9 protein-coding genes, 1 tRNA gene and 2 rRNA genes (1 of these 12 running past the window's edge) are annotated in these 13,006 nt (G+C 59.7%); 5 read left to right on the top strand and 7 right to left on the bottom strand.

What is annotated here, in order from left to right; genetic code table 11:
- Window positions 1-24: 24 nt before the first annotated feature.
- The 4 genes from WIR04_RS19285 to WIR04_RS19300 all read right to left on the bottom strand — a co-directional run bounded on the left by WIR04_RS19285 (window position 25) and on the right by WIR04_RS19300 (window position 4,091).
- Complete coding sequence (locus tag WIR04_RS19285; RefSeq protein WP_338889093.1) at window positions 25-2,166, bottom strand: S9 family peptidase; 2,142 nt, start codon at window positions 2,164-2,166, stop codon at window positions 25-27.
- A 318-nt stretch (window positions 2,167-2,484) separates the two neighbouring features.
- A complete protein-coding gene (locus WIR04_RS19290) occupies window positions 2,485-2,916 on the bottom strand; it encodes a DUF411 domain-containing protein (protein ID WP_338889095.1) in 432 nt (143 codons plus the stop codon).
- Between the two features lie 47 nt (window positions 2,917-2,963).
- Window positions 2,964-3,287, bottom strand: coding sequence for a hypothetical protein (locus WIR04_RS19295; RefSeq protein WP_307765196.1), 324 nt, complete (start codon window positions 3,285-3,287; stop codon window positions 2,964-2,966).
- 81 nt (window positions 3,288-3,368) lie between these two features.
- A complete protein-coding gene (locus WIR04_RS19300) occupies window positions 3,369-4,091 on the bottom strand; it encodes an SDR family oxidoreductase (RefSeq protein ID WP_338889098.1) in 723 nt (240 codons plus the stop codon).
- 142 nt (window positions 4,092-4,233) lie between these two features.
- Here WIR04_RS19300 and WIR04_RS19305 point away from each other — a divergent pair, with 142 nt between their 5' ends.
- The 5 genes from WIR04_RS19305 (at window position 4,234) to WIR04_RS19325 (ending at window position 9,338) form a co-directional block, all read left to right on the top strand.
- Complete coding sequence (locus tag WIR04_RS19305; RefSeq protein ID WP_338889100.1) at window positions 4,234-5,076, top strand: LysR family transcriptional regulator; 843 nt, start codon at window positions 4,234-4,236, stop codon at window positions 5,074-5,076.
- A gap of 61 nt (window positions 5,077-5,137) precedes the next feature.
- Window positions 5,138-5,737 (top strand): NAD(P)H-dependent oxidoreductase, encoded by a 600-nt coding sequence (locus tag WIR04_RS19310; protein ID WP_111910799.1) that lies wholly within the window; start codon window positions 5,138-5,140, stop codon window positions 5,735-5,737.
- Window positions 5,738-5,807: 70 nt separating this feature from the next.
- Complete coding sequence (gene kefC, locus WIR04_RS19315) at window positions 5,808-7,664, top strand: glutathione-regulated potassium-efflux system protein KefC (protein WP_338889105.1); 1,857 nt, start codon at window positions 5,808-5,810, stop codon at window positions 7,662-7,664.
- Window positions 7,661-8,047 (top strand): SirB2 family protein, encoded by a 387-nt coding sequence (locus WIR04_RS19320; protein WP_338889107.1) that lies wholly within the window; start codon window positions 7,661-7,663, stop codon window positions 8,045-8,047. Before kefC ends, WIR04_RS19320 begins: the two co-directional genes overlap by 4 nt.
- Before the next feature lie 304 nt (window positions 8,048-8,351).
- Window positions 8,352-9,338, top strand: a complete 987-nt coding sequence (locus tag WIR04_RS19325; protein ID WP_025325391.1) for a helix-turn-helix transcriptional regulator — start codon at window positions 8,352-8,354, stop codon at window positions 9,336-9,338.
- 1,273 nt (window positions 9,339-10,611) lie between these two features.
- Here the strand turns inward: WIR04_RS19325 and WIR04_RS19330 are convergent.
- The 3 genes from WIR04_RS19330 to WIR04_RS19340 form a co-directional block, all read right to left on the bottom strand.
- A tRNA-Asp gene (locus WIR04_RS19330) sits at window positions 10,612-10,688 on the bottom strand.
- Window positions 10,689-10,782: 94 nt separating this feature from the next.
- Window positions 10,783-10,897 (bottom strand): 5S ribosomal RNA (gene rrf, locus WIR04_RS19335).
- 128 nt (window positions 10,898-11,025) lie between these two features.
- Window positions 11,026-13,006: ribosomal RNA gene (locus WIR04_RS19340) — 23S ribosomal RNA — on the bottom strand (it continues 909 nt past the right edge of the window).

A 13,006-nucleotide genomic window follows, 5' to 3' on the forward strand; every position in this document is an offset into this window, starting at 1 on the left:
CAGCAACAAGCGGTTAACCCAGCCTTATGCCTTCGGCTTGGCCAGCTCCAGGATAAAGGCGAATTCCAGGGCTATGTCCTCGTAGGCCTTGAATCGCCCCGACTTGCCGCCGTGACCGGCATCCATGTCGGTGCTGAGCAGCAGCTGGTTGTCGTCCGTCTTCAGCTCCCGCAGCTTGGCGACCCACTTGGCGGGCTCCCAATACTGCACCTGGGAGTCGTGCAGACCCGTGGTGACCAGCAGGTTGGGGTAGGCTTGCGCCTTGACCTGATCGTAGGGGCTGTAGCTCTTCATGTAGTCGTAGTAGCGCTTCTGGTTCGGGTTGCCCCACTCGTCGTACTCCCCTGTGGTGAGGGGGATGGACTCGTCCAGCATGGTGGTGACCACGTCGACGAAGGGCACCTGGGCGACCACGCCGCGATAGAGCTCTGGCGCCTGGTTGATGATGGCCCCCATCAGCAGGCCGCCGGCGCTGCCCCCCATGGCGTAGACCTGGTCCCTGGCGCCATAGCCCTGGGCCACCAGCGTCTCGGTCACGTCGATGAAGTCGTGGAAGGTATTCTGTTTTTTCAGCAGCTTGCCATCTTCATACCAGGGGCGCCCCAGCTCCTCGCCGCCCCGGACATGGGCGATGGCGTAGACGAAGCCCCTGTCCAGCAGGCTCAGGCGCGAGCTGCTGAAGTCGGGATCCATGCTGGCGCCGTAGGAGCCGTAGCCATAGACCAGCAGGGGGTTCTTGCCCTCCTTCTTGAACAGATCCTTGCGATAGACCAGGGAGACAGGCACAGCTACCCCGTCGCGGGCGGTCACCCAGACCCGCTCGCTGGCATACTTGTCGGCCTTGAAGCCCGCCACCGGCTGCTGCTTGAGCAGGGTGCGCTTGCCGCTGTCCAGGTTCAGCTCATAGGTGGAGGACGGCGTGGTCATGGAGGAGTAGCCATAGCGCAGGGCGCTGGTCTCCGGCTCCGGGTTGTAGGCGAGCCAGGTGACATAGGTGGGATCATCGAAGGCGATCTCTTTCTGCTCGCCGCTCTGCCAGTTGATCTGGCGCAGCCGGGTCAGCCCCTTGCTGCGCTCCTCCAGCACCAGCCAGTCCCTGAACAGGGCATAGCTCTCCAGCAGCACGTCCGGATTGGGGGTTATCACCGCCTTCCAGCGATCCACCGGGCTCTCCCTGGTCTCGTACAGGCCGAAGTTCTTGCCGTCCTTGTTGGAGCGCACATAGAAGCGGCCGCGGTAGTGATCCAGGCTGTATTCGTGATCCACCTGACGGGGCAGGAACAGGCGCGGCGCCTGGACCGGCGTGTTGGCGTCGATGAGGCGCGCCTCGCTGGTGGTGGTGCTGGAGAGGGCGATGACGATGAAGTCTTCCGAGGTGGTGGCATAGAGGCTGACGTAGAAGCTGTCATCCTTCTCCTCGTAGACCAGCTGGTCCTTGGCGGGGTCGCTGCCCAGCTCGTGGCGATAGACCTGATAGGGCAGCAGTGTCTTGGGGTGCTTGCGCACATAGAACACCGTCTTGCTGTCGTTGGCCCACACCAGGTTGCCCGAGGTGTTTTCCAGCTTGTCTGTCGCCCAGGTGCCGCTCTCCAGATCGAGGAACTGGATCTGGTACTGACGGCGGGAGAGGAAGTCTTCCGCCACCGCCAGCCAGCGGTTGTTGCGGCTCACCTCCAGGGCCCCCAGCGAATAGAATTCGTGGCCTTCGGCGCGCTGGTTGCTGTCCAGCATCAGGCTGGCGTCCTTCTCCCCCACCCTGGTGCGGGAGTAGATGGCGTACTCCTTGCCCGGCTCATAGCGGGTCTGATAGCGGTAGCCGTTCTTCACATAGGGCACCGACTCGTCCTGCTGGGGGATGCGGGCCACCATCTCCTTGTAGAGCTGGTCGCGCAGCGGCCGGACTGGCTTGAGCATGGCCTCGGTGTAGGCGTTTTCGGCCTTGAGATAATCCAGCACCTCGGGCTTCTGCCGCTCGTCGTCACGCAGCCAGTAGTAGTTGTCGATCCGGACGTCCCCGTGCTTTTTCAGGGTATGGGGGTGCTTGGGGGCCACAGGAGGCAGGATGGGGGTTTCGCTTGTCGGCATGACGGGCTCTTCATTGGCATGGGTACAGGGCACGGCGACCAGACAAGCCAGCAGCAGCAACCCTCGGGGAAAGATGAACATGTCGCATCCTTTGCGCTGTAACAGGGCAGGCAGGCTCGCGGGGAGCGCCATGAATTGACGATCAAGCCGCCGCCGCTCACTCCGCCGGTGCGGAAACAAGGCAGGCAAACCGGAACATCGCCCCTGAGAAAATAAATTGGCGATCAATCTGCCCCTTGTCGCCCTGGGTTGCAAGTGATCCCCGGACATTCGGCCCCAAACCATGAAAAAGGGCCACCCTCTCACAAGGGTGGCCCTCCTGCTCTGGCTATGAGCGGCACTGATTCGCTCAGGTGTGCCTCACATGATGGAGTGGTGCCGGCTCATGACCAGTGTTCGTCAGCCGGGATAGCTCGACCAGACCTTGGTCGCGCCCTCCTCGCTGATGCTCAGCACCTGGTAGGGCTGACCCGGAATATCCATGCCCGGTGCACTCTGGGGCATGCCCGGAATGGTCAGGCCGCGGATCGCCGGTTTTTCCTTGAGCAGCTTCTGCACGTCGGCGGCGGGCACATGTCCCTCCACCACATAGCTGTTCACCACCCCGGTGTGGCAGGAAGCCAGCTGCGGGGTGATGCCGTACTGTTGCTTGACGGGTTCAAGCTGCTCGGTTTCGACGACCTTGACCGCAAAGCCGTTCTCTTCCATGTGCTTGATCCAGGTCTTGCAGCAGCCGCAATACTTGGACTTGTAGACTGTCATCTGCTCGGTTGCCAGAGCAGAAAAACTGACGGTACCGGCCAGCACGGCCAGTAACAGAGACTTGTACATGACTCACCTCGGATAAGAAGAAATGCCCAAAAAACGGGTAACTCGATTCAACCTATCTGGCGAGGGGGCCGTTCGAGCCGCTCTAGCGGCACCTCCGGCATGAAGAGGGAGGGGGAAATGAATGCTGGCATGTCGGGCTCAAGCCAGGCCACCGTCAGGCTGTCGCCGGTGAGCACCGTCATGGCGAGTGCCGAGGTGAAGCTGCCGCAAGGCATGGCTTTTTCCAGGGTGCGTTCGCTCTGGCTGCAATGAGGCGTCAGGGTACAGAGATCGGTCGCCGCCCGGCTGCCAAACGACATCAGCACCATCAGCAAGCTCCACAGGGGGAGCCAGCGGCGGGCGCGAGCGAGTTGGCGACGGGTCAGGACCATGGGATGACTCAGTGATCGAAGAGGGCCTATGGTAACCCTTGGCCCAGGGGGAGGGTCAAGCCCTCCCCGCCGTCATGGTCATCAGGGTTGCTGGCGGGTGGCTGCCAGCACTATCTCGCGCACGCAGACGTTGGCGGGTTGGTTCCAGGCATAGAGCACCGCCTCGGCAATCACCTCGGGGGCGATGACGCCACCCATCTCCTCTTTCCAGCCGTGGTAGCCGGCCTTGATACTCTCGTCCGTGGTGTGGCTGAGCAGCTCGGTTTCCACCGCCCCAGGGGCTATGGTCACCATCCGCACGCCGACGTCCGCCACCTCTTCCCGAATGTTCTCGGTCAGGGCATGCACCGCGAACTTGGTGGCGCAGTAAGCGGCATGGTTCGGGAAGGTCTTGCGACCGGCGATGGAGCTGATGTTGATGATGGTGCCGCTGCGGCGCGCCTTCATCCCGGCCAGCACGGCATGCACGCCGTTCAGCACCCCCAACACATTGATGTTGAGCATCTGCTGCCACTCGGCGGGATCCTGCACGTCGGCACGACCCAGCAGCATGACGCCCGCGTTGTTGACCAGGCAGCCCACAGGGCCGAATCTAGCTTCCGCCTGCTGGACGGCGGCCTTCATGGCGGCGGTGTCGGTGACATCGACCCCGACACAGAGCGCATCGGGCAGGTTTAGCGCCTGCATGGGCTCGACCCGGCGGGCCAGCAGCAGCAGAGGGTGACCGGCGGCAGAGAAGGCGCGGGCGATGGCGGCACCGATCCCGGCGGAGGCACCGGTGATCACGACGAGGGACTTGGACATGGGTATTTCCTTCTGATTCATTGAGGAGCTGAGTCAAACAAGGGCTGGCCAGCACGGGACTCAATCACTATAGTCGCCACATCTATCGGTGATAAATATTGTTTTCCGCTGGTTATCATCTGAAAAAACTATGGTTGGTTTTATGCTGGACCTGAGATTGCTACGCTTCTTCATCGCCATCTATGAAGAGAAGAACATCACGGCGGCGGCGGCACGCTGCCACGTCAGTCAACCCTCCCTCTCGGCGGGGCTGCGCCAGCTCGAGGAGGCCCTCGGTGACAGCCTCTTCATCAGAGGCAAGAAGGGGGTGGAGGCCAAGGACCCGGCCCACTATCTCTATCCCCACGCGGTCAAGCTGGTGGAGGAGGCGCGCCGCCTGCCGACCCTGTTTCGCCAGAAAGCGACGCGCGCCAGGCTCAACATCGCCATCATGCCGGACTTGAGCCGCCGCCGGCTGGCCGGGCTGCTGCAGCGGGTGCAGGGCGTGCTGCCGGAGCTGGATCTCACCCTCTCCGACTACGGCACCCCTGCCGACTGCCGGCTGACCCTGGATGCCCTGCGCCGGGAGGACGAGATCTTCCTGCCGCTCTGGGAGGAGGACTATGTGCTCTGCGTCCCGGTCGACCATTCCCTTGCCAGTCGCGAGAGGATCCCGCTGGCAGAGCTGCAACATCATGATTTTATTGAATGCCCCCCCTGCGAAGCCCATCAGCAGACCCTAGGCCTGCTGGCTTGTGACAGGCTCACCCTCAATCTGGTGGCCAAGGCCGAGAGCAAGGGGCTGGTGATGGCGCTGGTGCTGGCGGGGGTGGGCATCAGCTTCCTGCCCGACGGGCTGGTGGAAGATGAGCCGGGTCTGCGCACTGTTGCGGTGAGCGGACCCCGGATGTTTCGCCGCATCGGGCTCTGCTATCCCGCCCACCAGACCCTCAATCCGGCGCTGCGCGACCTGATCCCGGAACTGGCGGGCCGGGGTGCTTCTTGATAACGTCGCAGCTCACCGCCCTTTTTTATCGGCACCAGGCCCCTCTTCAGGCTAGGACCCCATGAAACGCATTCTGATCATCTTCTCACACCCGGCCCTGCAGAGTTCCAGGGCCAACAGGCAGCTGCTGCAGGCACTCGACGGCCTGGAGGGCATCACCCTGCACGACCTCTACCACCACTACCCGGACATGTTCATCGACGTGAAGCGGGAACAGGCCCTGCTGTCGGAACACGACATCATCGTCTTCCAGCATCCCTTCTACTGGTACTCCTGCCCGGCCATCATGAAGGAGTGGATGGACCTGGTGCTGGAGTACGGCTACGCCTACGGTCCAGAGGCCCACGCCCTCAGCGGCAAGCAGTGGCTCTCTGCCATCACCACGGGGGGCGCTCCCGAGTCATATTGCAGCGAGGGCTACAACCAGCGCCCGCTGCTCGACTTCCTGCTGCCGTTCCAGCAGACCGCGCAGCTGTGCGGCATGCAGTGGCTACCCCCCTTCGTGCTGCACTCCTTCCACAAGCTCAAGGATCCGGAGGCACTGCGCCGCTGTGGCCAGGATTACCGCCAGCTGATCTGCGCCCTGCGCGATGAGCGGCTGACCCCGGCCCAGCTCGCAGGCAGCACCTATCTGCGGGATCTGCTGGGGGAGTTGTCATGACGACGGGCTGGATTTTCATCGGGCTTGCGCAGCCGGCCCTGACGAACAGAGACGAACGGAGGGCCGGCTGATGGGGCACGGATTGTTGTTTGACGCCTTGATCTATCTCTCGGCGGCGGTGATAGCGGTGCCGCTGGCCAAACGCTGGGGGCTGGGTTCAGTGCTCGGTTACCTGCTGGCGGGCATCATCATAGGCCCCTTCCTGCTGGGGCTGGTGGGGGAGCAGAAGGATGTGATGCACTTCGCCGAGTTCGGGGTGGTGCTGATGCTGTTCCTGGTCGGCCTCGAGCTGCGCCCTGCCCTGCTGTGGCAGCTGAAGGGCCCCATCCTCGGCACCGGCGGCCTGCAGGTGCTGCTCACCAGTGCCGCCCTGACCGGAGTGGGCTATCTCCTTGGCCTGCCCTGGCAACAGGGGCTCGCCATCGGCCTCATTCTGGCGCTCTCCTCCACCGCCATAGTGCTGCAGAGCCTGCAGGAGCGCAAACTGATGCAGAGCGAGAGCGGGCGCTCCGCCTTCGCGGTGCTGCTGTTCCAGGACATCGCCGTCATTCCCATCCTGGCCATACTGCCGCTGCTCGCCATAGCCCCTGTGGTCAGCAACGGCAATCCGGATCTGGCGGGCTGGCAGCACGGCCTGCTGGTGGTCGCCGCCATCGCCGGCATAGTGCTGGGTGGCCACTACCTGATGCGGCCGGTGTTCCGTGCCATAGCCCAGTCCCACATGAGGGAGATCTTCGTCGCCGCCGCCCTGCTGCTGGTGATCGCCATCGCCGTGTTGATGGAGTCGGTGGGACTCTCACCCGCCCTTGGCTCCTTTCTCGCCGGCGTGGTGCTGGCAGACAGCGAGTATCGCCACGAGCTGGAGGCGGACATAGAGCCGTTCAAGGGGCTGCTGCTCGGCCTCTTCTTCATGTCGGTGGGTGCTGGCATCGATTTTGGCCTCTTTGCCGCCCATCCCCTGCTCATTCCATCCCTGGTGATAGGGCTGATGCTCCTGAAATGGGGGGTGCTGATGGTGCTCGGCCTGATCATTCGCATCTCGCCTAGCCAGCGTTGGACCTTCGCCCTGGCGCTGGCACAAGGGGGGGAGTTCGCCTTCGTGCTGTTCTCGTTCGCCGCCCAGAACAAGGTGCTGCCCGGTGACACCATCTCGCTGCTGACCCTGGTGGTGGCGCTCTCCATGGCACTGACGCCGCTCCTGCTGATCCTCAACGATCGGGTGATCCAGCCCTGGTTCGACTACCGCAACCAGGCCGACCAGCCCGAACACGAGCAACCCGAACTGGTCGAGCACCCCGTCATCATCGCCGGCTTCGGCCGTTTCGGTCAGATAGTGGGGCGCCTGCTGCACGGCCACGGCATAGGCACCACCATACTCGAGCAGGACGCCAGCCAGATAGAAATGCTGCGCAAGTACGGCTATCAGGTATTCTACGGCGATGCCAGCCGGCTCGACCTGCTCCATGCCGCCGGGGCCCACAAGGCCAAGCTGCTGGTGCTCTCCATCAACGATCCGGCTACCTCCCTCGAGGTGATCGAGATGGTGAAGAAACACTTCCCGCACCTCAAGATACTGGCCCGCGCCCAGGACAGGCCCCATGCCCACGAGATCCTCCGTCACGGGGTCGACAGCGTGCACCGGGAAACCCTGGGATCGGCCGTGGATCTGGGGGTAGAGGCCCTGACCCAGCTCGGATTTCGGGCCAACCAGGCCTGGCGTGCGGGTCAGGTGTTCAAGCAGTATGACAACCGGCTGCTGCGGGAACAGGTCAACTACCTGGATGACGAGCACACCTATATCAACAAGAGCCTGCAATACCGCGAGATCCTCTCCGATCTGCTGCAAGACGATCAGGAAGGACAGGAGCGTACCCACGCTCACAACTGGAACAGCGGTCTGCCCGACAACGACAAGGAAGCAATATGATTGCCTATTACCCCATGCTCAAACACCTGCACATGACCCTGGCCATGGTCAGCCTGCTGCTCTTCATCTACCGCTGGAGCCTGGCACTGGCTGGCAGCGGGCGCCTGCAACAGAAGTGGCTCAAGGTGTTGCCCCATATAAACGACACCTTGCTGCTGCTGTTTGGCGTGCTGCTGGCGGTCACCCTGCAGATGAGCCCGGGCCAGCAACCCTGGCTGATGGCCAAGCTGATCGCACTGGTGCTCTACATAGGTCTCGGCGTCATGGCGCTCAAGCGCCCTGCCCAAGGCCAGAAGCTGGTCGCCGGGGTCGCCGCCCTCGCGGTATTTGGTTACATGATTAGCGCCGCCATCACCAAGTCAGCCTGGTCCTGGCTGGCCTGAACGACCTCTTTGCCGGTGAGGGCTCAGCCCCTCACCTCTTTCCCCCCTGCCGGATAGCCCCCTCTCCCTTGGCTCCCTACACATTTCTCCCCCGTCGTGACAACCGGTAAATATGAAGAGCACTTTATTTTGGCAAAATAAAGCTCCAAACAGCCCCTGCTTTGTTTTATTTAACATTACTTATCAATTACTTATCTTGTTATGTATGAAAATGGCGACAGTTGTCGCAGCAAAACTTGCGACATAGACTGTCGCACACCATGGCTAGGATACACTCAACGCTAAACCAGTGAAGGCATGCACCATGAGTAAGAAGCTGTTACGACAACTGACCTTGGCGCGTTGCATCCCGCACCGCCCTTACAAGCTGACCGCCAGCCAACTCCAGGTAAAACTGGAAGAGGAAGGCATTCACGTCAGTCTGCGTACCGTGCAACGGGACCTGGAAGAGATGTCCGGCATGGGACTGTTCGACCTCACCTCGGATGAGCGCAGCAAACCACACGGCTGGTGCTTCGAGCGCCATGGCCTCAACGACTTTGCCAACATCATGCCGCTCTCGCTGGCGGTGGCCCTGAAAACCTGGAGCGATCAGGCGAGCCAACTGCTACCGGCGAGTGTATTGACCGAATTGAACCCCCTGGTCGACAAGGCCAGCCAGGTGATCCGTGACAGCCAGAGCGAACTGGCGGAACGCTGGCTCGAGAGCGTGCATCAGTCGCCGCGTCCGTTTGCCGGCAACCCGGAGATCCGCCGCAGCACCCTGATCCGCGACGCCCTCTGGCGTGGCCGCAAGTTCAGCGCCGAGATCCAGCGTGTCATCAAGGAGCGCACCGTGTGGCTCTGCTATGACCGCATCAATCCGCTCGGGATCCTGAACCAGCCCGATGGCCCCATCCTGCTCTGCACCCTGTCCGAGCTGGATCCCAAGGTCTATGGCATTCCGTTCGATCACATCAAGAACGTGGAACTGACCAACTTCAGTGCCACCCAGCCGAAGGATTTCAACGTCCAGAAGCTGATCCGCGACCAGGGCTATCAGGACGTCAGCGGCCCGATCCGCTTCGTCGGACGCATCGATGCCAACTGTCCCACCCTTATCGATGGGCAGATCCCGGGACACAACCCACGCATGACCCGCTACGACAAGCGCAGCGTGGTGGTAGAGACCGAGGTCCAGGATACGCCGGAGTTCCGCTCCTGGTTGAACAACATGAGTGGCAACCTGGAAGTCCTGGCTCCGGAGTCCCTGCGCAAGGCATATCCGACACCGGGTACCCGGGTCAGCTGAGCACAATCGGATGAATGATGAAAAGCCGAGCTTGAGCTCGGCTTTTGTCTGTTTTTTACACATAATTATTCAATTAATTTTTAACTCTTACACCCCTGATTGAACCTTCTGTACCATCGTTTGCCTCCCTGTTTTTGGTTGTGAGAGATCCGCCATTCCTCCTGTAAGACCCCTCAGTGTCGAGCCGTACGCGAAGCCATCCCAAGTGCCCCATGCTTTCCTGGGAAACTAAATAAATCACTGATAAAAAAGACAAATTTAGATTAATGACAGATATCCATTCATCACCCGGCATTATCTGATGGCCTCTCATGCCTTGTTCCTCCTCACGATTGCCTTAATATGGGTCTCACAAGGACGGCTGGTCCGGCAGGATGCAGGAACGGCGCATAAATAGGAAAAGCCGCAGGATGTGGCAGGACACCTCAGGATGAGGTTGATAACCCGGATGGTTATCACAAGGAATGACAGGACAACCGCAGGATGCGGTCACAGGACACCTCGGGATGAGGCTGAGTGGCACGGATAGTCACTCTCAAGGATGATAGGAACCCGCAGGAGCGGCAGGAACAGCTTCAGGATGAAGCGAGATGACCAGGGTGGTTATCTGTCAGGATGACGCAAGGAACACCACGGGATGTGGTAATGGACACCTCCAGGATGGAGATGGTGAAGCAATCAGGAGTGATTGCCAGGCTAGGATGGCCACAGGACACCCCAATGGAATGGGAAGGGGAAATTCCAAAGGAAAGGATAGAGTCAAGGATTGCAGGGAGCATGGCAGTTCAGGGACTGGACGAGATGACTTGAGGGGACGGCAAACGCCGTCCCCTTTTCTTTATATGCACTCCAACGAATCAGCTCATATTGTGCTCGCACTTCCTCCATGCCTCGGAGCTGTTACCATCCGCCTCAGGCACTGGAAGCCTTGCATGCACCTCGTGGACGGCTCCTGACCACTGTTATCGAAACCAATATCCATTGTACTGGCAGAAGAGCAGAGCGCCTTAGCCGCACAGCGGGACACTATTTCGTCACTTCTCTATTCAACGGGCAGCCAAGTCTGTTGAGTGGACGGTTTGCCCCTCCCTCTACTTCATATGCACCAAAGCAAAATCAGTGGCGGAGTGTCCAGGGAAGCCGTGTGAGCCGAGATGACAAACAGAGGTAATGTGGCAAGTCGGTGATTCCGTGGCACCTTTAGTGGTGACTGTGGTGTTTCAGGGGCTTGAAACGAAAAAAGCCCAGTCTTTCGACTGGGCTTTCTAATTAGTGGCGGAGCGGACGGGACTCGAACCCGCGACCCCCGGCGTGACAGGCCGGTATTCTAACCGACTGAACTACCGCTCCGCATTCGGTTAGCTTGCGCTAAATCTTCTGCCGCTTCATGAGGTGTCATCCTCGCAGCCGGTTATGTGATTCTCACATCACCGTTTAATTGGGTGCCTGGCAGTGTCCTACTCTCGCATGGCGAATGCCACACTACCATCGGCGCTACCGCGTTTCACTTCTGAGTTCGGCATGGGATCAGGTGGTTCCACGGCGCTATGGCCGCCAGGCAAATAACTTCAATCTCGGAAAGCTGACGTGAGTAACGACTGATTGGCTGTTGCCTCGTCGCTATCACTGAATTAGGTAAGTAGTTCGTTCACTTGCTACAAGCCTTAGAACACTTCTTGGGTGTTGTATGGTTAAGCCTCACGGGTAATTAGTATGGGTTAGCTCAACACGTCGCCGCGCTTACACACCCCACCTATCAACGTTGTGGTCTCCAACGGCCCTTTAGGACCCTCAAGGGGTCAGGGATGACTCATCTCAGGGCTCGCTTCCCGCTTAGATGCTTTCAGCGGTTATCGATTCCGAACTTAGCTACCGGGCAGTGCCACTGGCGTGACAACCCGAACACCAGAGGTTCGTTCACTCCGGTCCTCTCGTACTAGGAGCAACTCCCTTCAATCATCCAACGCCCACGGCAGATAGGGACCGAACTGTCTCACGACGTTCTGAACCCAGCTCGCGTACCACTTTAAATGGCGAACAGCCATACCCTTGGGACCGACTTCAGCCCCAGGATGTGATGAGCCGACATCGAGGTGCCAAACACCGCCGTCGATATGAACTCTTGGGCGGTATCAGCCTGTTATCCCCGGAGTACCTTTTATCCGTTGAGCGATGGCCCTTCCATTCAGAACCACCGGATCACTATGACCTACTTTCGTACCTGCTCGACCTGTCCGTCTCGCAGTTAAGCTGGCTTATGCCATTGCACTAACCTCCTGATGTCCGACCAGGATTAGCCAACCTTCGTGCTCCTCCGTTACTCTTTGGGAGGAGACCGCCCCAGTCAAACTACCCACCAGGCACTGTCCGCGAGCCCGATTCAGGGCCCTGCGTTAGAACATCAAACATACAAGGGTGGTATTTCAAGGACGGCTCCAGCGCAACTGGCGTCACGCCTTCAAAGCCTCCCACCTATCCTACACATGTAGGTTCAATGTTCAGTGCCAAGCTGTAGTAAAGGTTCACGGGGTCTTTCCGTCTAGCCGCGGGTACACCGCATCTTCACGGCGAATTCGATTTCACTGAGTCTCGGGTGGAGACAGCATGGCCATGGTTACACCATTCGTGCAGGTCGGAACTTACCCGACAAGGAATTTCGCTACCTTAGGACCGTTATAGTTACGGCCGCCGTTTACCGGGGCTTCGATCAAGAGCTTCGCTTGCGCTAACCCCATCAATTAACCTTCCGGCACCGGGCAGGTGTCACACCCTATACGTCCACTTTCGTGTTTGCAGAGTGCTGTGTTTTTGATAAACAGTCCCAGCCATCTGGTCACTGCGACTCCCAACTGCTCCATCCGCAAGGGACTTCACTGTCAAGAGCGAACCTTCTCCCGAAGTTACGGTTCTATTTTGCCTAGTTCCTTCACCCGAGTTCTCTCAAGCGCCTTGGTATTCTCTACCCGACCACCTGTGTCGGTTTGGGGTACGATGACTTGTAATCTGAAGCTTAGAGGCTTTTCCTGGAAGCAGGGCATCAATGGCTTCACCACCGTAGTGGCTTCGTCTCGTGTCTCAGTGTTGTGTCTCCGGATTTGCCTAGAAACACCACCTACGCACTTTCACCAGGACAACCGTCGCCTGGCCCACCTAGCCTTCTCCGTCCCCCCATCGCAATTACAAGTCGTGCAGGAATATTAACCTGCTTCCCATCGATTACGCCTTTCGGCCTCACCTTAGGGGTCGACTCACCCTGCCCCGATTAACGTTGGACAGGAACCCTTGGTCTTCCGGCGAGGAGGCTTTTCACCCCCTTTATCGTTACTTACGTCAGCATTCGCACTTCTGATATCTCCAGCATACCTCTCGATACACCTTCGCAGACTTACAGAACGCTCCCCTACCACTCACACATAAGTGTGAATCCGCGGCTTCGGTGCCTGGTTTGAGCCCCGTTACATCTTCCGCGCAGGCCGACTCGACTAGTGAGCTATTACGCTTTCTTTAAATGATGGCTGCTTCTAAGCCAACATCCTAGCTGTCTGAGCCTTCCCACATCGTTTCCCACTTAACCAGAACTTTGGGACCTTAGCCGGCGGTCTGGGTTGTTTCCCTCTTCACGACGGACGTTAGCACCCGCCGTGTGTCTCCCGGATATTACTTACTGG

The sequence above is a fragment of the Aeromonas rivipollensis genome (assembly GCF_037811135.1).
In the GTDB taxonomy this organism is placed as follows: domain Bacteria; phylum Pseudomonadota; class Gammaproteobacteria; order Enterobacterales; family Aeromonadaceae; genus Aeromonas; species Aeromonas rivipollensis.